A 22992-nucleotide genomic window follows, 5' to 3' on the forward strand; every position below is an offset into this window, starting at 1 on the left:
TTATTGTTATTTATTAACAATGATAGACACCGAATTTACTTAGCAACCATAGCGCAGCGGTACCACCTGATCCCATGCCGAACTCAGAAGTGAAACGTTGTAGCGCCGATGGTAGTGTGGGGTCTCCCCATGTGAGAGTAGGACATTGCTAAGTTTCAAATTGCTTAAATGCTGAATAGACACTGCGGAGTGGTAGTTCAGTTGGTTAGAATACCGGCCTGTCACGCCGGGGGTCGCGGGTTCGAGTCCCGTCCACTCCGCCATTTTTAGAAAGAAACCTGAGTTTAACGATTCAGGTTTTTTTTCGTCTGTAGGAAATGATAACTGTAGTGTGGTAGTTCAGTTGATTAGGCTCTTTATTGGGAAGCTTAGCGGCCTGTCATGCCGGGGGCGCGCTGATGTTCGGAATGGCAAGTCCCGTCCACTTCACATTTTTAGAAGGAAACCTGAGTTTAACGATTCAGGTTTTTTTTCGCTTGTATAAAAGTAAGGTGATGCTGAATAGATACTGCGAAGTAGTAGTTCAGTTGGTTAGGCTTTTTATTGGGAAGCTTAGCGGCCTGACACACCGGGGGTTGCGCTGATGTTAGGTATGGCAAGTCCCGTCCACTTCACATTATTGAAGAAACCTGAATCGAAAGATTCAGGTTTTTTTTCATTTGTATAAAAACAAGATGATGCTGAATAGACATTGTGGAGTGGAAGTTCAGTTGGTTAGGTTTTTTATTGGGTAGCTTAGCGGCCAGTCACGCCGGGGGGGCGCTGATGTTCGGTATGGCAAGTCCCGTCCACTTCACATTATTGAAGAAACCTGAATCGAAAGATTCAGGTTTTTTTTCGTCTGTAGAAAACTACTTCAATTCATAGAGGCCAGTGTGAAAGATTTCATGTTGCTGTTGGTCACTAATATCTCGGCGACGTGCACGATAACGTGAAACAAAATAAGTAATAACAACAGAGAATAGGGCATAAGCGATAAGGAACGTTAGCGGTGAATAGATTATTTTGGCAGAAAAGACCCAAATAACCCCCGTAACTGTAATGGCTAGTTTTGTTAATGCTGCAACAACTAAAAAACTCATCGCATATTGTGGTCGGCGAATAGCTTGGTAAGCAATTAAGTAGCTACAACTGACAGCAATAATCGCCAGTGTAAATCCAACTGAAAATGAATGAAAATGTTCGCTAAATAAAATGGCGAACGCGATCATAGTGGCAGCAATGATAGCCTTTTTCATAACAACTCCTTACCTTACGCAGAAAGTTTTATTTGTTGAGATAAGCATGGACCTTAATGAGGTAATAGTATGTGATGTGATACGTTTTTTGATTAATTGATAGTATTAATGGTGTTGTTTGTGATGAATGAGTGGTTGTTGTTAATTAAGTGTTGGCAAGAGTCTAACAAAGAAAAGGGTAGTCAAAAGACTACCCAGTGGCAAAGATCATAATAACTGATCTGCACAATGTAACAGCTATAAGGCGTGTTACTAGGACTTAGCAATGAAAATAACTAACTGTTATACCGAAAGAAATTGCTTAAATTGTAATAAAACAGCTTCTGCTTGGGTTTGATCTTCCATTTCTACAAATAAACGCAGTAAAGGCTCTGTGCCTGAGAAACGTGCTATCGCCCAGCCTCCATTTTTAAAGTAAACTTTAGCACCATCGGCATAGCTGACTTTTTCGATTTCGTAATTAAATTCAGGCAGTGATTTTTCAATATAAATTTTATTATAAAGACGATCACGTTCAGCAGCTCTAAACGTACAGTCGCCTTCGGCTGTATAGGCATAACCAAAACGGCTATAAATTTCATCTAATAACTCAGATAATTTTTTACCGGTTGAACTGATCATTTCAACTAATAGGCTCGATGCGAAAATGCCATCTTTACCCTTGATATGGCCACGAATAGTGAGGCCACCAGAACTTTCCCCACCGAGTAATGAGTCATCAGCTTCCATTTGAGAACTGATATGCTTAAATCCAACCGGTACTTCAAATGATTTTTCGCCATAAGCTGCGGCGACTTTATCAAGAAGGTGAGTGGTTGCGATATTACGTACAACAGAGCCTTTCCAGCCTTTGTATTCAAGTAAGTAGTAATACAGCAGTAATAACACTTCATTAGGGTGAATAAAGTTACCTTTTTCATCAATGATGCCTAAACGATCAGCATCGCCATCGGTACCAATACCAATGTCATAGCCTTCTTGAGCGACTAAATGTTTAAGACGATAAAGGGTTGCAGCACTTGGTGATGGCATTAAGCCGCCAAAGCCTGGGTTTTCGCCATCGTTAATAACATCAACATCACAACGACCGGTGATCAATACGGTTTGTAACGCATTTTTGGCCACACCAAACATTGGATCGATAAGTACGCGTAGGTTAGCTTGCTTTATCGCGTCTAAATCAAGTAAATCAATCACAGAGTCAACGAACTCGTTCATTGGGTTGATGATTTCAATTAACTTATCATGTTGTGCTTGTTCAAAATCGACATGCTTTACATCAGTAGCGGTTAATACTGCTATCTGTTGTTCAATCTTTTGAGTAATAATTTCATCAGCATCTCGGCCGCCTTCGATAAAGACTTTAATGCCGTTGTAATCAGCTGGGTTATGTGAAGCTGTAATACAAGCAGAGTAAGTTGCACCGGTTTGTTTTGCTTTAAACATAACTATTGGCGTTGGTACAAAGCGGTTGATAAAACTACATTTAATATTGTTTCCCGCTAATACTTCAGCAAACCATGTCGCGGCTTTATCTGATAAAAAGCGACGGTCATAGCCTATAATAAAACCATTTTCTGTTACTGATTCTGTGATCATGATGTTAGCAATAGCTTGCGCTACTAAACGTACATTAGCTTGAGTGAACTCTTCGCCAATAAAAGCACGCCAACCACCGGTTCCAAATTGAATCATGGAGGAACTCCTATTTCTCTCGCAAAATAAAATGGGGGAGTAAATTCACTCCCCTAAAAGTGATTAGCCCATTACGACCGTAACGGTATTCACAGAACCTTCAGCTTGGGGCGCTATTGCACCTTCGACTGACTGACCGTTAAGGGTGATGGACTTAATGCCTTTGCTGACATGATCTGGGTTAGTAACATTAATTGTGTATGTTGCACCACGCCACTCACGCGTTACTTCAAATCCTGGCCATTCAGTTGGAATACATGGATTAATAGTTAAACCATCAAAGCCAGTTTGAATACCTAAAATAAAGTTAGTCACGGCAAAGTAAGCCCAACCAGACGTACCTGTTAACCATGGATGGTTGGCACGACCATGATCTTGGTGATCGCGGCCCATGATAAATTGCACGTAAGAGTATGGTTCAGCTAGGCGCGTTTCAATCATGTCGTTTTGATTGTATGGGTTCAGTGCATCATAGAATTTCATCGCACGGTCGCCACGACCTAGTTTTGCTTCTGCTACCCATGCCCAAGGGTTTGGATGTGAGAAGATAGCGCCATTTTCTTTAACGCCTTGGTATACACGGGTTACAAAACCAATGTCGTCGTTAGGGGTTGAGAATGAGGGTGCATTAAGGTGTAAGCCAAACTCTGAATAAAGATTTTCATCAACCGCGTCCATTGCTTGCTCACCACGATCTTGTGATGCCATGCCAGAGAGAACAGCAAGGGTATTTGACTCAAGGTGAATACGACCTTCAGTTTGTTGCGCTGTACCTATCTTGTCACCATTTTTGGTTAAACCACGAATGTACCAACCACCTTCGTCATCCCATAAATGGGTTTCACATGCTTCACGTACATTGGCTGCCATTTCAGTGTATTTTTCAATATCAGCTGTTTTGCCTTGGTATTTAGCCAGTTGAATAAACTCTTGTAGTGCCCAGAAATGTAGGAATGAAACCATTGCTGATTCACCACCGCCTAAGTTTAGGCAGTCATTCCAATCGGCACGTAAGCCTTTACAGATACCTGTTTGGCCAACATATTCCGCTGAGAAATCAAGTGCCGCTTTCATGTGTTCGTAAACTGTTGCATTGCCGCCATCAGCGAATGGGATCACTTCATCAAGGAAGCTTTCTTCACCCGTTTCTGTAACATACTTACAGATAGTCGGCACTAGCCATAAGTGATCATCTGAACAAGTATCATCAATGCCGTGGATCTTATCGGCATCACTTGGGGTTGGAACAACTGTTGGCGATTTTGATGGCTTAACATCAGCCATGTCAGGATCGAACCAATCAGGATCAAACAGGTGTAAACCATAACCCGCCTTAACTTGACCACGAAGCAGATCAACTAAACGCTTACGTGTCATTGCTGGGTTTGAGTGCGGTACTGAGATCGCATCTTGAGCAGTGTCACGGTAACCAAGACCTGTACGCCCACCCACTTCGATAAACGAAGCAAAACGTGACCATACAACACACGTTTCTGCTTGGTATAGCGTCCAAGTGTTGATCATGGTGTCTAAGCCTTCGTTTGGCGACGTGACTTTAAATTTATTACAACGGCTTTCCCAGTGGTGTTTGATTTCTGCAAATGCAGCATCAACGGCAGCGCTATCTTGGTATTTTTGACGTAGACGTTGGCCTTCGTTTTTACCAATACCTAGAATGTAGTTAAAGCGAACTTCTTCACCCGGTTGAAGGGTGAATTGTTTGTGCAGAGAACCACAATGGTTGTAACAAGTTTGCACGTGATTAGAACAACGGCCTTTTTCAACCGCAATTGGGTTTGATTCATCACGGTATGCACCGATAAAAGTGTCACGCTGACCATCATAGCTATCAGGGGCAAAGCTTGATGCTAGGTAGTAGTAACCTTCTTTTTCTTTGGTGTTGTAATATAAGTCGTACTCAATCACGCCATCTTCATAAGATGTACCTGCAGAGTAAAGACTCATTTGGTGGTTTTGGTTGTCAGATTGAATGTGGCTAAACGAGAATTCAACAAAAGAGAATGCGCTAATTGTACGCACTTCATCAGTGGTGTTTTTTAGTACAACATCCCAAATTTCAGCATCTTCACCAATCGGTACAAAGAGCGTTTTCTGTGCAGAAATACCGTTGTACTCACAAGCAAATTTTGAGTATGACAAGCCATGACGTACTTCATATTTTGCTTCATCAAGACTTTTTGCTACTGGCTGCCATGAAATAGACCAGTAATCACCCGTTGCATCATCGCGTAGGTAAACATAGTGTCCAGGGCGATCAAATGTCGCGTTAGGACGGAACTTGGTCACACGATTGTATTCTGGTGACTTATAGAAAGAGTAACCACCCGCATTTTGTGAAATCACTGTGCAGAACTTTTCAGTACCAAGATAGTTGGTCCATGGTGCTGGGACATCAGGTCGAGTGATAACGTACTCTCTGTTGTCGTTGTCAAAATAACCGTATTTCATTATTTCTAATCCTTAAAATATTCACTTTACTGTGTGCGTGGTTATTCACAGTGGCGGTAATTAATGCCCGCCTTGTCTAGATAGTTAAGTTGACCTTTTAAGCGAGCTTTAAAGTCATCCCAGTTACGATGTTGTGGTTTGCTCCAGCAGATCTCCGATACCGCTAGTAAGCGCGGATAAATCATATATTCAAATCGACTTTGGTTATTTATTAATTCTGACCAAAGTGCTGTTTGAATGCCTAAAATGTGCTGTCGCTCAGAATTTTCCGAAGCGATCATGCTAAGTGGGTGATAATTGTAAACTTTATCTAAGGTTAACTTTCCTGCCCAATCGACTCCCGCTTCATCAGCAGAGTAACCTTGAGCAAGATCGAGGTAGGTAGATTGCGCCGGTTGCATTACTACATCAAAGCCATTTTGGACGCATTCAAGTCCTGCTTCTTCGCTAAGCCAAGAAAAAATCACGGTGTTTTTACTGACTTTATTACCATGGGTTGCTTCTTCCCAACCCATCATACGTTTGCCTTTATTACGTAATACTTGCTCAGCAAAACGTAATAGATGACCCTGAAGTTCCATTGGATCGTGGTAGTTGTTGTCTGCCATTAATTGTTGGCAAGCCGCACTGTCAGACCATACACCTTTGGGTACTTCATCTGCGCCAATATGTACAAAAGGTGCAGGGAATAGTTCACATACTTCTTCAAGTACGGTTTGAATAAAGGTGTAAGTTCCAGCTAATGCCGGTGATAAAACATTGTCGGGGTAGTTTTGAATGCTGCGATACACCGAATGGTCGTCGGAATCTTGTAGCAGTTCAGGCAATGATAAAATTGCGGCGCGACAGTGACCTGGAATATCAATTTCAGGAATAATAGTGATACCGCGATCGTTGGCGTAAGCAATAACGTCACGAATGTCTTGTTTGGTATAGAAACCACCATAACGTTGATCAATATGGCTAAATTGTGGTGCAATAATTTCATTTGGACCACGCCACGCCCCAATTTCAGTTAATTGAGGGTAGGCATCAATTTCAATACGCCAACCTTCATCATCGGTTAAGTGCCAATGAAAAGTATTAAATTTATAGCGTGCTAGGTGATCTAGCAGGTGTTTAATACGATCGACTGGGTGAAAATGACGTCCACAATCAAGCATCATGCCGCGGTAGCCATAATGAGGTTGATCGGTAATTTCTACCATTGGTAAGCAATAAGCTGCGACTGCATGATGACTTGGTTTATTGGGCAAAAGTTGTAATAAACTCGATGTTGCATGGACAAACCCAGTTGCTGAACTGGCCTGAATCCAAATATTATCGCTTTCAATCAGTAACTGATAACCGTGCTCGATAACCTCATCACTCACCTGATAATGAATGTTTCCTTGAGTGTGAATCGGCACGGTTTCGTTAAAATACTTTTTAAACTCAGCACTTAGCCAGTTTACAGCTCCTTGAGCTAATGCTGGAGGAGTATTGATCGCGGTTGTTTGATCAAAAATGAATTCACCTTGAAGGCGGATTAAATGGTTAGGTTGCGGAATTAATGCGATATCACAACCAACGCTAGGTAATGGCGTACAGTAACGTTCGATAGGATCTTGATCTAAATTAATGGTTGTAGTGTGAACTTTTAATGGCTGAATTTGATGCTGATCGCTGTCGAGTGCAATAAAAGCTTCATTGATACCATCATCATGAAGATTAAACGGCATGGTTCTCATCATAAATTCGGTGTAGAAGTGCCCATTGGCCTCTAATGGCGGTAACTGTGAGAGACAGCTGTAGCTACCCATTTGGCTAATTGTACCCACAGATACAGAAGTTGAATCTATATAGCGGCTTACAAAGAAATACAGTGACCATCCGTGTAGTGCTTGGTCGGTTAAGTTATGTAAACTTAACGCATAGCGGCAATAGCCTTTCGCTTTTTCTATTACTTTAAAATCAAGACGATAAGTCATTTGTGCTTCCTTAACGTACAAATAAGTTGTGATTGCCGCGTGCCATGGCAATAGCACCATCCATTGCATCACCTTGTGGTGTCGCAAGACGCTGTTGCATCGGTGGTGTTAGCCATGCTTGAATACGTTCACCAATCCCCCCCATTAGGCAAATATTGTGTGCGCCACGTAATATCAATGCTTGCATCCACATTTCAATATCAGCGGCTGTCTGTTGCAGTAATGAGATAGCAAGTGGATCGTTGCGTTCGGCAAACGTAAAAATAGCCGGTGAGAATTGACCATAATCACAAGGCCGAGCGGTTTTTGACCAACTAACAATGGCATCAATATCATGATCGAAATGGGTTAATACATGATGAGCCAGTTCTGTTTTCGGTACGATACCATCGACACTGAGTAACACTTGTTGAATTAAGTGCAACCCCATCACTGCGCCACTGCCTTGGTCTGAAATAGGAAATTCACGTCCACCGACGACATGTTGTTTGCCATTGAGTAATAAAATGCCGCAAGAGCCTGTTCCTGAAATTAAAATCGCACCATCTTTACCGCCCCAAGCACCTAAGCAAGCACCGTAAGCATCAGTATTTAATGTGATTGCGCCATAGGGGTGAGGTTGTTGCATAAAAGCATGCCAAGCTTGTTGTTGTTCAGCGCCAGCAAGAGCTAATCCGACCGTCATTGCAGAAAAATCAGTTGAGGTTAATTGTGCTTTTTGTGCAGCTAGATCAATGGCTTGTTGAATCGAAGCCATCGCAATATCGCTACCCAATAAAATATTGGCGCTACCTGTTTTAGCTTCACCTAAAATAACGCCATCTAAATCACAAATACGCGCGCGACAAGAGGTGCCACCACCATCAATACCCACAAGATAACGATAGGGAAAATTAGCCATGGTGACGCTCCTTAAATTGCAGCGTAGTGGCTAATAAATACCAACCACCATGAGGGATCCATTGCTCTCCCCAACGCCAGTTTTGCAGCATGTCATCTTTTTGCCCTGCAGGATTAAAGGCAATATCTTGTTCATTTTCAAAGCCGGATGTGATGCCATTACACACTCCGCCTTTAGCATTGCTAAAACCAAGTTGTGGAAGGTAATCAGGGTTATTGTGACCATGGCCGTCTAACATGCACATATCAAAAGGATTTAAGCCTAAAATCCAATTCATTAACTGTTGGCCATAGTCCATTAGATGCTGTTTTAATTTAGGATCGGTGAGGTGATCTTGTGCCATATAAGCCATGCTCGCGAGTGAGGCTATGCGGGCATTTTCACCTTGCCACCAATAACCTGATTCATTGTTATGAGCGACAAAGAATGCTGTTTGCTTATCACCATTAACGGCTTTGGTATATTGGCGTGGATAACCAAATGGATTATTAACTTCAGTCGTTACCGTTAATTCAAAATGCAGCGCATTCACCAACACTGGGTGTAATTGTTGTTGCTGTTTTATTTCCGGTTCTGCGGCTAAATATTGCATTAAGGCAATCGCGGGTAAGCCAGCTTCTGCTGCATGGAAATAAGGACGACTACCATTAGCAGTTGCTGACCAGTAGTGGTTAATATGTTGATCTGACATTTGACGTTGGCTTAAACGTTGTGCCCAATCACGCATTTCCGTTAAATAACGGCTTTGTAATGTCGTACGATAAAGTTCAACCGCGGCTAATAATGCGCAGTATTCATCAATGATATTTTCAGTGCCATCATTGAGGTAGTTAATATTGTGTTGCTTTAAGTGCCAATAGCCATGTTCTGCTGCTTGCAAATATGACTCACTCTGCACGTTGTCGCTATGAGGGATACGACTGTAAGATGGTAAGGTTGTTATGCGAGCAGCGGCAGCTAAAGCAGCAATAGCAATGCCACCACCTTGACGAAAACCTGCTTGATAGTCATCAGTTTTGATGCCATCTTGGGTTGCATAAGCGCAGATATCACGTTGTGTTGGCGACTTGCTCCATTTATCAAATACCGTCATGTAAAAGAAGCCATCATTACTTTGCATACGCATTAAAAAGTCTGCGCCAAATAACGCTTCTTCTAATAAACGAACTCGAGTGAAATCAGCAATATCAGCTTGATCTTCTGTAATTTCATAAGCTTTGAGCATGTTCCAAACAATCATCGGTGTCTGCTGAGGATTGAGATAATTCGCGTAAGAAAGGTGGCTTAAATATTTACTGACATCACCTGACGCATCGTACCAACCGCCACGAACATCAACGAGAGTCTCGCTATTGAGTAATTGCGCTTGGCTGTCGGCGTGATCATAAATGCCGCTACAACGTTGTGATTTGAAATAGTGTAGAACATCACTGAAAGTACGTTGCATTAATAGGCCTTCAGCAATGCTGAAAACAGGTGTTTCAATATTGGCGTAACGAATACGGTAATCGCCTGCTTTTTGGCAAGCAGAAAAATCAATTTGGTAAATATTGCCCGTATGCCATTCTGCGGTGGTGCCACATGCAGTTAATGGCAGCTGCATAATAGTTTGGTTAGTATGATTGCACACTAATTCAGCTTGGCCTGACAGTGTTTGTGATGTTGTTTGTAGTAATGCTTGCTTTATATTAAAGCACTCATAACCAAGGTGATTAATTAACAGCTGCATAGGGCCTCCAATGTCGCGAATAAGTGATGGCTCCTTATGGGAACCATCACTGAACGGTTGGTGCGACAAATAACATGGATATAAAAATAAAAGTGTTATTAGTGCTTATTTTTTGTAACGTTGCTTAGTTTTCGTATAGATAACAACGAACAAAGTGGTTATCAGATAACTGTGTAACTTCTGGTAATTTCTCACGACATTTATCTGTCGCTTGCATGCAACGACCCGCAAATGGACAACCAAAGCTTTCAGGTGTCCATAGTGGAATTTCACCTTTGTTACCTTTCAACTTGGTATGAATCGATTTACTTGGATCGGGTACCGCAGAAACTAATAATTGGGTATATGGGTGTTGTGGATTATGGATAATTTGTTCAGTATCGCCCCACTCAACCATGTGACCAACGTACATAACTGCAAGATCTTCAGCGATATAACGTGCTGTTGCGATATCGTGCGTGATGTAAAGTAGTGCCATTTCACGCTCAAATTTCATCTCTTCCATCAGGTTAAGAACACCAGCACGGATTGAAACATCAAGCATTGAAGTTGGTTCATCGGCTAGTACCACCTCAGCGCCAACGGCAATGTTGCGGGCTAAGTTGACACGTTGACGTTGGCCACCTGAAAGCTGGTGCGGGAATTTTGCCGCGGTGGCTTTTGGTGGAATAAGACCAACTTGCTCAAGAAGGTTGTATACCGTTTCTTCAAGTTCTTTTTTATTACCAGATGGCACTTTGTTATGGATCAGTAATGGACGTGCTATATGGTGAAAAATAGTATGAGTAGGGTTTAATGATCCAAACGGATCTTGCCATACCATTTGTACCCCTTGACGGTATTTCATTAGATCATCACGGCTGGTGATGGTCTGAATATCACGCCCGTAATATTCAATGTGGCCGCCACTTGGCGCATACATTTTAGCGATCATTTTAGCGGTAGTTGATTTACCTGAGCCTGATTCGCCAACCACGGCTAAGCCACGGCTTTTGTACATTTTGAAAGATACGTCGTTGATTGCACGCATCTTTGATTTTTTAAGTGAGTTACTGTTTACCGAAAAATCTTTAATTAGATTTTTACCTTCGACAATCGGTGTTCCAACAGGCTTGCTCATAGTGTCTCCTAAATACTGCCTATAAATGCGATGTGTTGCTGCTAGTTACCTGTATTGGTAAATAGGTGGCAGTTTGATAAACGTCCTGGTTCAATCTGGCTTAACTGAGTTGGCGTACTGAAACACGCTGGGTGGGTTTTTCCACAGCGAGCTTGAAAGCGACAACCTTGTGGTATTTCAAGTAAATTCAATGGATTACCTGGAATACCTGTTAAACGTGTTTTAGGGCCTGTTAATGGTGGGAATGAACTTCCCAAGCCTTCGGTGTATGGGTGATACGGTGTTTCAAGAATTTGTTTTGATGGTGCAACTTCAATTAATTCCCCTGAGTACATGATGCCGATACGATCAGAGAACTCGACCATCAGTGATAAATCATGAGTAATAAATAAAATTGAGAAGCCAAATTCTTCTTTTAATGCATAAATTTTTTGTAGAATTTCACGTTGAACCACTACATCAAGTGCGGTTGTTGGCTCATCCATGATGATCATCTTTGGATTTAGCGCCAGTGCAATTGCGATAACTAAACGTTGACGCATACCGCCTGAAAACTGGTGCGGATAATCACGTAAACGACTTGGATGAATATCAACAATCTCTAATAATCCTTCGGCACGGCGAATCGCTTGCTTACGGTTCATGGTGGTGTGACGCATGATCACATCACAAAATTGCTCTTCCATGGTTAATACAGGGTTCAAGGCATTCATCGCACTTTGGAATACCATTGACATTTCGCTCCAACGGAAGGCAGACATTGCCATATCCGTTTTCTTCAAAATATCACCATGACCGTCAAAGATTACCTCACCACCGGTAATGAATGCTGGTGGCTTATGTAGACGCATCAGTGAAAATGCAACGGTTGATTTACCACAGCCTGACTCACCGGCTAGACCAAAAACTTCACCCTTACCAATATCAAAGCTAACATTATTAACTGCACGGACATCGCCAGCATCAGTAATATAATCAACACATAAATTACGAATTGAGATTTGTGGATCGGTCATTATTTAGTCCCGCCTTCTAGTGCTGGTTGAGGGATAGCTTCAACCGGTTGTGCTTGTTTTGCTGTTTCTTTTGCAAGGTTTTTCCAACGACGCATGCCTTTATGTGAACGTAACTGTGGGTTCGCAATTTCATCGACTGCGAAGTTCAACATAGCAAGGCCAATCGCGATAAATATCAGTGCGATACAAGGTGCTAATACTTCCCACCAAGCGCCGACTAACATTGAAGATGATGTTTGAACGTTGTACAACATTACGCCCCAACTAATGCCGTTTGGATCGCCTAGGCCTAAGAATGAGAGAGTTGCTTCTACGTTAATCGCGTACATCACCGAACCGATAAAGCTCGCACCAACGATAGAGATAAGGTTAGGAAGAATCTCAACGAAAATGATACGAGGAGACGATTCACCTAATACTTCAGCGGCTTTTACAAATTCTTTTTCTCTTATCGATAGGGTTTGTGCGCGTACGACACGTGCGCCCCATGCCCAAGAGGTGACCGCAATTACGATGGCAATGGTTAATGGTCCTGCTTGGCCAACAAACGCGGCGATAACAAATAGAATTGGCAGTTGTGGCATTACCAACATGATATTCATACATGCGGTAAGGAATTCATCGACTCGCCCACCAAAGTAACCTGCTGAAATACCGATAATTGTTGCTAGGAAACACACTAATAGACCAGCACCAAAGCCAACAGCTAATGATGTACGTGCGCCATAAACAAGTTGAGACCAGATGTCACGACCCATACGAGAAGTGCCGAGTACGTGATCAGCATCTTTTGACATTAATAACGTACGTTTGTTGGTTGCCAAGTTTTTAGCGATCCAACCTTCTGGATTATCTTGTGCAGCTTTGACAACAAAAGCAGGGTATTCATGAGGATTACCGGTTCTTTTGTCTGGTGAATATTGGGTAATAAAAGGTGCAAATAGCGCTGTTAGAATGAAAATGATAATAATGCCAAGACCAAACATGGCTTTCGGGTTGCTAGAGAGTAATTTAAATAAGGCTTTCATGATTACTTGCCTCCTTTACGTAGACGAGGGTCTAGCGCAACGATTAGGATGTCGGCCATAAAGTTAAAGAACAACATAAACATAGTCATAATAAGTAGCTGACCTTGCAGTACTTGATAATCACGAGCATGGATAGCGTTTAGCATCACCGTACCCAGACCTGGATAGTTGAAAATCATTTCGATAATTAACTGACCACCGATAGCCATACCTAACGCCATTGATAGCGCGGTAACACTTGGTAGCATTGCATTTCGTGCTGCGTAGTTGAATACCACACGGTTTTCACTCAGGCCTTTTCCTTTTGCCATAGTGATGTAGTCTTCATTTAGCAAGTTAATCATGTTGTTACGCATGCCAATTAGAAAACCGCCAATTTGAATAATAGTGGCACAGAAAAGAGGTAGGGCGGCATGGTAGAGCACATCTTTATAGAATGCGAAGCTGCTCCAATCCGGTGTTAAACCTGCGGTATATGCATTACCTGTAGGGAACCACTGTAAGCCGATTGCAAAGGTAAACATCACCAGCATCGCGATTACAACAGGTGGAACGGCTTGCACAACTAACATGCCAGGAGAGATGAAAGTATCGTAGCTACTGCCACGTTTCCATGCTGCAAAAATACCAAATACAGAACCAACACAGAATGAAATAATTACTGCAGAACCCGCTAGAAATAGTGACCAACCAATTGCACCACCGAGTAAGTCATTTACTGACAATGGATAAAATTTGATTGAAGTACCAAGGTTCCAAGTAAATACGTTCGCTAAATACGAAAAGTATTGTTCATAAAGAGGACCATCAACAAAGCCTAGTAGCTTCTTCATGGCTTCAATTCGCTCAGGGGTTACCTGTGCAGTTGCGTTTGCGAACATCATGGTAACTGGGTCACCTGGCATCGCACGCGGAAGAATAAAGTTTAGCGTTGCCGCGAAAATTAGCGCGATAAAATAAAACGATAAACGACGTAAAAAGAATCCCATAACTCACACCTTACACATCCAGCTTGCCTTCCTGAGCTGAATTCAGGACGTAAAACCCCCTGACGCAAACGCCATACCTTTGATTGCAAAAAGGATTAGAGGGAAGAGGCGGTGCACAAGGCGTGCACCGCAAATTTAAGCAGAAATTACGCTTTTGGTTTTAGGTCTAGAACTTGAAGTAAACGCTCTTGAACACCAGCCCATACCATTGGACGACCTTTAGGGTTCTTCTCATTCCACCAACCAGTGAAGCGAGCTTCATTGTATTGGAAGTTGTTAGCACCAGAGATTACTGGAATTGTTACTTGGTTCTCAGCAATGATTTTCTGAATGCTATGAGCAATCTTGATTTGCTCACCCTTATCAGCCGTTTTGTAGAAGCTGTCTAGTAGCGAATCTAACTGTGCATTCTTGAAGTAATGCATAGCGAAACGTGGCATACCGTCACCTTTCTGTAGACGTGAGTTGTACGCACTGTCCCAGTATAGGTGTGGATCTGCACCGTGGAAGTAGTTAGTAAATGCTACATCGTAAGTGCCTTTCAGCATTGATTCATTGTATACAGCAAAGTCAGGAGTACGTGCTTTCGCATTGATACCCGCTTCTTGAAGCTGCTCAACACCTAGTTGTACAGTGTTGTTGAAGTCAGTCCAGCCATTTGGTGATTGAACTTCAAGCTCAATTTTCTCACCTTTTGGTGACTCAACAAATCCGTCACCATCAAGGTCTTTAAAGCCAGCTTTAGCTAGAAGATCTTTAGCGCCTTTGATGTTGTATGTGTTGAAAGCTTTGTACTTATTATGTACAGCTTCGTCAGACCATGATTTGAAGCTATCACCTAGACCTGAAGCGTAATCGTTTGGTGTACCAGCACCGTAGAACGCGATGTCGATGATAGTTTGACGGTCAATTGCCATAGAGAACGCACGACGGAAGTCAACATTGTTGATTGCTTCGTTGTTACCTGCTTTTGGCGATTTGTAGTTCAACATGAATGACATTGTGCCAGCAGCAGGGTACCAGTATTTGTGGTTTGGATTTGCTGCAGCATAAGTGCTGTCGATATCAGGAATGAATGATGACGTCCAATCTAGCTCAGAGTTGATGATCTTAGTTAGTAGTTGGTCGTTGTTTGCAATTTGAGGAACACGTAAACAATCAACTTCTAGGTTCGCGTTATCCCAGTAGTTAGGGTTACGACATTGAACATAAAGCTGAGGAGTAAATGTGTCGATCTCAGTAAATGGGCCAGTACCTACAGGATTTTCGTTAGTGAACGTTGTAGGGTTCTTAACTTTGCTCCAGATGTGCTTAGGAACAACAGGTACTTTTGAAATTTCAAATGGAACGTTTGAGTTTGCAGCAGTTAGTTCAAAGATAACTTTGTTACCGTCTTGCTTAACTGATTTAACCCACTTGTTGATACCGATTTGATCTAGCTCTGGCTTGTTTTTTACTAAGTCAAAAGAGTAAACAACATCACCTGCAGTGAATGCTTTACCATCAGACCATTTTACGCCATCACGAATTTCAAATGTTACCTTCATTAGGTCGTCAGACATGTAGTAGTCTTTCGCCAAACGCATAACAGGCTCGTTACCTTGCATTTGGTTAAAGATTACCAATGGCTCATAAACGAACTCAGTTGTTGTGCGAAGGTTTGTTGCTAAAAACGGGTTAAAGTTACGCACCATTGTAGGGTAGAAATCAGGTACGATTGTTAGCTGGCTTTTTTCTGATGCAGTAGCAACGGGTGCTGTAAAAGCGGTTGCTGCAGCAACAACTGCAAGTGCTAACTTAGTTTTGTTTATATTGGCAAGCATAGCTGTTCCTTACTCTTAGCTCTGTTTCACTAATGGAAATAAAAATTAGCTCCGTCATTGGAGCGCTGTAAACCTACTTCATTGGAACCTGAGTAACGCTGAACCATTGAATGGCCTTGTAGGTTCTCAGTGGCTTCAATATTGGCTGTATTGGTTAAATCGTCAATGTGGTCGCCCGTCAAAAACGTCAAAAAAACAATTGTTGCCGTCAAAAGTGTTAATTTCATTGTTTTACGTGATTGAGCATTTAGTAAATAGCGTGCTTAGTATCACATATGAAAGTCGTTGTTACATTATTAATGTTAGTGCTTACTACTTTTTTATTCCTTTTTAAGTATGGGTTTTTAATTTTAATTTTACGTGGTGTGATGTAACGCATATGGTTTTTTTTCTTATTTTTATACGGAAATTTTTGGCTGTTAGTTTGTTGTGATTCGGTTCTCATAAACTAAAAGAATTTATTTTTAGCGCCGAAGAATGGCGTTTTTTGATGAATATGATTTAATTTTGACCACTAATGATAGTGTGACCTTGATCATTTATAGGCCTTCAAACGGGATTATTTCAAAGATTAAAAAAGTGATAGTGGCACACCAAAGACATGAATAATGGTGTCAACAAAGGGGGAGTTTGAATCATATCATTGTGCTATTGAGTCGTCTGAGAATGGTCGTTGATATAATGTAGATAATAAAAAGGCTCTGAGAGAGCCTTTTAGGACGCTATTATGACGATAAATTAAGGTCAGTTATGACTAATGATATGATGTAACTTATCCCGCATAATGACGAGTTCTTGGCGATAGGTATTAGATTGTGGACAACGTTCTAATACAAAATCAATGGTATTAATGACAGTTCGCCAACGGGGTGTTTTGGGTAACGTTTCAAGTTGAAGATATTTATCTAAGGTACGCGTTTGAAGCGTACTACGGTCTAAATAAACTCGCCATAAACCACTTTCTTCAGCTAATTCAAATTTACTTTTATGTGATTCTTGTTCCCAAAACACCAACGTTGCTTTCATCGCATCGACTAATAGTTGGCGAATTATTTCGGTTTTATTGTGTTCGCCATCCCCTAACTTATCGGCTAAACGGGTGAATTCTCCGCCCAATTCACGCAGTTGTTGAAGGTTATTTTTATCGCCATTAAAGGCAAATTCAGATAATACATCAATGGCATTTTCAAGCAGATTAATACGATGATCTGCCGATGGTCCCTGACTATCAAAGACAAACATTTGTTTAAGCCCTGACTCAATCGGTAAGTTGATAACATCGGTCATTAATTGCTGTTTGTGATCGCCAATGTAATAGCTAAGATGGCCATTAAAATGATGATTATCAGCGACAGCAGCTGGCAATGGCGTCGCTAGAATATCGTCAATAGTATAACGTTCTAATAGCTCTGGCGTGCGTTTAAATAGTTTGCCTGCCGCACTGTTGGCATAGCGGATTCGACCTTGTTGTTGAACACAGATAATAGCCTCATTGGTTGAGTCTAGTAGCCCAAGTAAGCGGCTTTGGGTTTCTATCAGTCCAATTTCGACTTGTTCGCGGCGATGAATTTCCTGTTCTAGTGCTTGGTTTTTCTGGCGCTCAATTTCAGTTTTTCCTGCTTGTAAATAAGCTCGAATTCTCGCTATAAGTTCTTCTTTATTAAATGGTTTAGTTAAATAATCATTAGCGCCACATTCAAACCCTTTGAGGCGATCCTGTACTTGACCAAGGGCTGATAACATAATGATAGGCAGGACTAGCATTGAATGTGTTTGACGTAATTTATTACACACTTCATAACCACTCATTTCTGGCATCATAATATCAAGCAGTACTAAATCTGGCAGTTGTTCTGCGATCAATGCTAACGCTTGAGGGCCACTTTCCGCCGTTTGAACACGGTATCCCGCCAGACGTAAGAAATTAGTGAGTATTTGCAAATTAACCGGTTCATCATCGACAACCAGTAATAATTCACCATCTGGATTTTCTGGTAAATCAGAAGCATCATAATTTGCCATATTGAGTAATGGCGCTTTGAAATGATTTTTATTGGGGTTCGCTGCCATTGCTGCAATTTGATTAGCATTGGCTAAATTAAGAGTGAAGCTGAATGTTGTTCCCACCATTTGTTGGCTGCTGACATACAATCTTCCTCCCATAAGTTCGATTAATTGACGACTAATCGATAATCCAAGCCCCGCGCCTTGACGGTAATTTGCAGCCCCGGTGTTGGCTTGAATTAGTGGTTCAAAAATATGCTCTAGTTGTTCGCTGGGAATACCTTGTCCTGTATCAACCACTTGAATCCGTAATTGGTGCTCTAATATTGTGGCTGATAAGATAATTTTACCTTCAGAGGTATATTTAATGGCATTACCTACTAAGTTATAAAGCACTTGTTCAAGGCGTTGCTCGTCAGCATCAACAAGGGGAAGATCTGTTGGAATTTGGTTTATAATTCGAATCGGTTTATTGCCCAATAAATGGCTTGATAATTCCAGCACTAGTCGAATAGCTACTGACATATCAACTGCTTGGTAGTTAATATCAAGATCACCATAGCGCATCTTATGGTAATCAAGTAGATCATCAACCAGTGTCGTCAAGCGTTGACCACTATTGATGATCATTTCTAATTGGCGGCGTTGTGATTGATGTAATGCGCCATTGGCTCCCGCTAATAACGATTCAGCAATACCCACCATGCCATGCAGTGGCGTTCGTAATTCGTGCGAGGTGGTAGCAAGGAATTCATCTTTCATTTTATCCGCGGTTTGCAGTTCATTATTCTGTTGGCGAATAATAGTTAGGTTATGTTCTAACTCTTTATTTTGCTGGCGAATAAGCCCAATTTTTTCACGAATTGAGCGTTGCATACGAGCAAAGCTGATCGCTAATCGTCCAATTTCATCACGGCGTTCAGTACCATCAATTTTTTGCTCTAAATCACCACCAGAGGCTTTTTCTGCTGCCCAAGTTAAGCGTAATAATGGTGCTGTAATTGAATTTGAGAGCCAGTGTGAAGTAATGATCACTAAAATAATGGCGGTAACCATAGCTGCAACAAAGATTTTTTCTAATTCAAAGATACGAGCAAAGGCTTCTTTTTCAGGAAACTCAACTACTAGCGCCCAATGGTGATCTAATATATTTAGCGGCGAAAATGCGCTTAATACTGGAATATTGTCGTAGTTAATAAAGCTACCAATACCAGATTTACCTGCAAGTGCTTGATCGATACTTTGACTTTGTAATTGTATTGGTAATTTAGCCTGAGTTTCAAAGCGTAATTTATGATCATTGCCGACTAATAGGGTTTGAATATGCTTAGTATTGTCTTGAATTAGTTCAGTGATCTTTTGATTACTTAGCTCCATAAAGACATAACTATGTAGGTAGCCTTGTTGGATAATCGGTGCGGCAAACCAAGCTGTTGTATCATTATTATGGCTATTAGCACTAAAATCGGTAAAAACCACTGGAACTTGCTCTGGGTTATTAGGGCTTTGTTGGGTTTTTTCTTTAATGGCCTTAAAGGTATGTTGTAAGGCTGTGTGGGTGGTGTTTTTTGCTAAGAGATTAACCCCAAAAAGATTATGATTTTTAACCGAATAAACCACATCACCAGAGATATCAACTAGCATAATATCTTTGAAATCGGAACGTTTTAGATATTCATTATAAACAGCATTATAGCGTTTAAACATTAAACGATAACGTTCATGCCCAAGATAGCTACTATTGGCTGTTTGATCACTTTTAGTGGTAAGAGTTGAATTAAAATAATGGGCGCGACCTTGATCATCAAGTTGGGAATCAATGTTGCCAAGTTGATGGTATGCACCGACTAAACCATAAAATCTTCCGCCACTATTATTTGATAATTCAGAGCGAGCAAAGCTTTTTACTTCGGACTCTTTAGCGGCAAAGAAACTTTGTAATTGTTTTTGTTTATTATCACGCAACGAAGCCAGATGGCTGATACTTTGCTCGGCTAAATCTTTAGTGTGAGAATTTAGAAAGTAAAGGGCTGACAATATCAACGGGGTGATACTGAGCACTAAAAATGCCAGCATAAGTGTGTGCTGAAGACGTTTGAAGCGTTTAGTATTCTGCATTCCGGTGCCTGAATAAGATGGTGGAATTTACGGTTTTAACGACAAAAATAGTCACGTTAAAATGAACATCAAGATTTTAACGATTGTCCTTTATCGTTTTAACTCAACGTGATGAATTGTCGTGTTTATACTATGTTTTTATTATGGATCAAGTAACTAGAAATAGAATCGTGTCAAAAAGCACAAAATTAACGAAATTAACGTCATAAAAAAGGGCAGTATTGACTGCCCTTTATAAAATTCAAAAATGAAGTGTAAAGTTGTGATATGTTATTTTTTTGCCGTATAGACATTGAATTTATTGGTGTGGGAGCTGATCTCACACTGGCCAAGAGTGGCTTCAATCAAAGGTGGATATTGCAGAAAACAGTTCGCCACAATCACTAATTCCCCGCCATTATTTAGGTAACTCGGCGCTTGATTAATGAAGGTTTCGGTTGCGGTATAAAATGTTTTTAAACCAGCATGGAACGGCGGGTTACTGATTAAATATTGGTAAGGACCGATAATGTTTTTATAAACATCAGTGGCTATAAAATTAGCGGTTAGTTGATTAACCTTGAAAGTTTCTTTCGCTGACTCAATGGCTAAAGCACTAATATCACACAGATCTAGGTCAATTTGAGGGTACTTGGCTTTCATTACGGCACCAATAACACCCGCACCACAACCAAAATCAAGTACTTTACCGTTAAGCGCGGGTAAGTTATTGAGTAGAAGTTCTGAGCCTTTATCAAATTCACCATGGCTAAAGACGCCAGGTAGGGAGCGCACGGTAAGGCTAACACCGGCAATGTTAATTGGGTAACTGCGGAACCATTTATTGATGTCAAATGCTGGGGCTGGAGTATCACAACGTCCCCAGTAAAAGCTACAACGGCGTGCTGAATCATATTTGGTTAGTGGGCCGTATTGCGCAAACATTTTCTCTGCACTTCGAACGCCACAACGGTTTTCACCGACGATACAAATTTCAACGCCAGCGGCAAACTTACTCAATAACATTGATAATAAATAGTCAGCTTCAGCTTTGGCTTTTGGCCAATAAAGCAGAATCATATCAATATCGAGATCAGCGTTAAGTTCCGTACCAAAATGGCAGTCAATGGCTTTATGGTGTTCAATGTCACCTAAGTAACCATAATTGGTGGTAAATACTGTTACCGATTGTGCTGTTGTGAGCAATTCTGAGGCAAAGGTATCATTTAATTCACCAGCAATAAGGACTTTGCGGTTTTCAAAAAATTCAGATTGACGAGCAACCACTTGGCTCGCGGCGGAATAAGACATTTAACTGGCCTCAAAATAGACATCATGGTTCAGGAGCGCGGATTGTTCCATAAATAGTAGCAGATGGAAAGTCGCTGCTAGAGAGAATAAGTATAATCATAAGTTGCCGTTATTATTGTCAATAATAACGGCAAGGTCATGAGAGGATATTAGTGGTTAATTATCATCTTGTTGTTTAAGGAATGATTGGAATTCAACTTCATACATTTTAAACAACACTAAAGTAACGCCAAAAATAATTGGACCGTAAATCATGCCAATTAAGCCAAATAATTGAATACCACCAATAATTGAAAAGAAGATCAATAAGGTGTTCATACTTGAGCTGCCTTGCATGAGTAATGGACGCACGATGTTATCGATAGAGCCGACAACAATGATGCCCCAAGCGGCAAGGAACAATGACCATTCCCAGTCACCGATCAACAGTAAATACAATGAGGCTGGAATCCAGATTAAAGCAGTACCAACAACGGGAATTAATGAAGCAAAGGCCATCATAGACCCCCAGAATAAGCCTTGAAAGCCACATAACCACATTGCAAAACCACCGGCAACACCTTGTGCTAATGCGGTCAAAAATGATCCAAGTACCGCAGATTTTGCTACTTGTTCAACTTCTTCCATGATTGCATCTTCTTGACTGCGAGACAGTGGAATCACGTGACGGATCGCGGCAATCATTTTGTCGTTATCACGAAGAAGGAAGAAAAGTACAAACAGCATCATCATAAAGTTGACTAAAATACTGGTCGCATCGCCTAGAATACGTGCACTGATATTCAGTGCTTGAGAACCGACTTGAGAAGCGGTTGTGGCAATTTTTTGAATGATAACTTGGGGATCAAAATCATGGAATGGCGAGTATTTATCAATTAAAGCCAATGTTTTTTGGGCAAGAGGATGAGCAAAGAGTTCTTTGGGCCCTCCCGTTGTTAGCCAAGTGTAGCTTTCTTTTGATACGGTGGTGCCTTGATGCACAATCGATGAAAATACGACTAACAAAGGAATAACGATAATGACTGTCATAATAAAGCATGACAGCATTGCCGCTGTATTTTCACGTGTCGGCATTTTGGCAAGTAAGCGCTTATGCATAGGCGTGAACAATAATGAGATGATAAATGCTAATACAATCGGACCAAGGTAGGGTTCGATTAATTTATAACTTGCGAAAGAAGCGACAAAGAGTGCCACTATTAGCATCCAGTGGCGAGGTTCTACCTTAAAAGGTTGAGGCACGATATGTATCCTTATTAAATCGACCAATAAAAGCTATTTTCACTATAAATGATAAGGATTATCATTATAATCATCACCGTTGCTTGATGATTATAGCCCTTACCAAGGAGATAGCTTATGGGATGTTGTAATTGTGGTTGTGATGACAAAAAAAAGCGTAAGCCACCGTTAGCACTAATTATTTTAGTACTTGTTGCGGGACTTGCCGTTTATTTTTGGCAATAAATAGTTACCAATATTCATCATAATTTATTGGCTGCGTATGATCGACGTAATGATAAACACACGTCATAAAAAAAGGCCACCACGGTGACCTTTTTTCATAATAGCATTAATAAAATAATGTTTTTAATAACATTA

The 22992-nt window shown here is 41.1% G+C and carries 14 protein-coding genes, 1 tRNA gene and 1 rRNA gene; 2 read left to right on the forward strand and 14 right to left on the reverse strand.

Features of this window, described 5'->3' with window-relative positions:
* Nucleotides 1-38 precede the first annotated feature (38 nt).
* Together rrf and VXS03_RS10295 are read left to right on the forward strand one after the other, a co-directional pair.
* Nucleotides 39-154: ribosomal RNA gene (gene rrf / locus VXS03_RS10290) — 5S ribosomal RNA — on the forward strand.
* Nucleotides 155-186: 32 nt separating this feature from the next.
* Nucleotides 187-263 (forward strand) — tRNA-Asp (locus VXS03_RS10295).
* A 588-nt stretch (nt 264-851) separates the two neighbouring features.
* Here VXS03_RS10295 and VXS03_RS10300 read toward each other — a convergent pair.
* The 14 genes from VXS03_RS10300 to VXS03_RS10365 form a co-directional block, all read right to left on the reverse strand.
* Nucleotides 852-1238, reverse strand: coding sequence for a hypothetical protein (locus tag VXS03_RS10300; protein ID WP_327763623.1), 387 nt, complete (start codon nt 1236-1238; stop codon nt 852-854).
* Between the two features lie 282 nt (nt 1239-1520).
* Entirely contained in the window at nt 1521-2933 is a 1413-nt protein-coding gene (locus VXS03_RS10305; RefSeq protein ID WP_327763624.1) for a phosphoglucomutase/phosphomannomutase family protein, read from the reverse strand.
* A gap of 63 nt (nt 2934-2996) precedes the next feature.
* Nucleotides 2997-5402 carry a GH36-type glycosyl hydrolase domain-containing protein gene (locus tag VXS03_RS10310; protein ID WP_327763626.1) on the reverse strand — a complete coding sequence of 802 codons (2406 nt, stop codon included), beginning with the start codon at nt 5400-5402 and terminating at the stop codon, nt 2997-2999.
* 41 nt (nt 5403-5443) lie between these two features.
* Nucleotides 5444-7372: a beta-N-acetylhexosaminidase gene (locus tag VXS03_RS10315; RefSeq protein WP_327763627.1), complete on the reverse strand. Its 1929-nt coding sequence runs from the start codon at nt 7370-7372 to the stop codon at nt 5444-5446.
* A gap of 10 nt (nt 7373-7382) precedes the next feature.
* The gene (locus VXS03_RS10320) at nt 7383-8273 is read right to left on the reverse strand and encodes an N-acetylglucosamine kinase (RefSeq protein WP_327763628.1); all 891 of its coding nucleotides are present in this window, start codon (nt 8271-8273) and stop codon (nt 7383-7385) included.
* Nucleotides 8266-10002 carry a glycoside hydrolase family 9 protein gene (locus VXS03_RS10325; RefSeq protein WP_327763629.1) on the reverse strand — a complete coding sequence of 579 codons (1737 nt, stop codon included), beginning with the start codon at nt 10000-10002 and terminating at the stop codon, nt 8266-8268. The genes VXS03_RS10320 and VXS03_RS10325 overlap by 8 nt, the downstream gene beginning before the upstream one ends.
* Nucleotides 10003-10126: 124 nt before the next feature.
* On the reverse strand, nt 10127-11122 hold the full coding sequence (locus VXS03_RS10330) for an ABC transporter ATP-binding protein (RefSeq protein ID WP_327763630.1): 996 nt from the start codon (nt 11120-11122) through the stop codon (nt 10127-10129).
* A 41-nt stretch (nt 11123-11163) separates the two neighbouring features.
* Entirely contained in the window at nt 11164-12138 is a 975-nt protein-coding gene (locus tag VXS03_RS10335; RefSeq protein ID WP_080158518.1) for an ABC transporter ATP-binding protein, read from the reverse strand.
* A complete protein-coding gene (locus VXS03_RS10340; RefSeq protein ID WP_327763631.1) occupies nt 12138-13166 on the reverse strand; it encodes an ABC transporter permease in 1029 nt (342 codons plus the stop codon). The genes VXS03_RS10335 and VXS03_RS10340 overlap by 1 nt, the downstream gene beginning before the upstream one ends.
* Before the next feature lie 2 nt (nt 13167-13168).
* Entirely contained in the window at nt 13169-14155 is a 987-nt protein-coding gene (locus tag VXS03_RS10345; RefSeq protein WP_107276894.1) for an ABC transporter permease, read from the reverse strand.
* 146 nt (nt 14156-14301) lie between these two features.
* The gene (locus VXS03_RS10350; protein WP_297474507.1) at nt 14302-15978 is read right to left on the reverse strand and encodes an ABC transporter substrate-binding protein; all 1677 of its coding nucleotides are present in this window, start codon (nt 15976-15978) and stop codon (nt 14302-14304) included.
* A 744-nt stretch (nt 15979-16722) separates the two neighbouring features.
* Nucleotides 16723-20100, reverse strand: coding sequence for a response regulator (locus VXS03_RS10355; RefSeq protein WP_327763633.1), 3378 nt, complete (start codon nt 20098-20100; stop codon nt 16723-16725).
* Between the two features lie 270 nt (nt 20101-20370).
* Nucleotides 20371-21390 (reverse strand): 16S rRNA (guanine(1207)-N(2))-methyltransferase RsmC, encoded by a 1020-nt coding sequence (gene rsmC, locus VXS03_RS10360; protein WP_327763634.1) that lies wholly within the window; start codon nt 21388-21390, stop codon nt 20371-20373.
* Nucleotides 21391-21546: 156 nt separating this feature from the next.
* On the reverse strand, nt 21547-22632 hold the full coding sequence (locus VXS03_RS10365) for an AI-2E family transporter (protein WP_327763635.1): 1086 nt from the start codon (nt 22630-22632) through the stop codon (nt 21547-21549).
* Nucleotides 22633-22992 lie beyond the last annotated feature (360 nt).

This window comes from Photobacterium sp. S4TG1 (genome assembly GCF_036040035.1).
In the GTDB taxonomy this organism is placed as follows: Bacteria; Pseudomonadota; Gammaproteobacteria; order Enterobacterales; family Vibrionaceae; genus Photobacterium.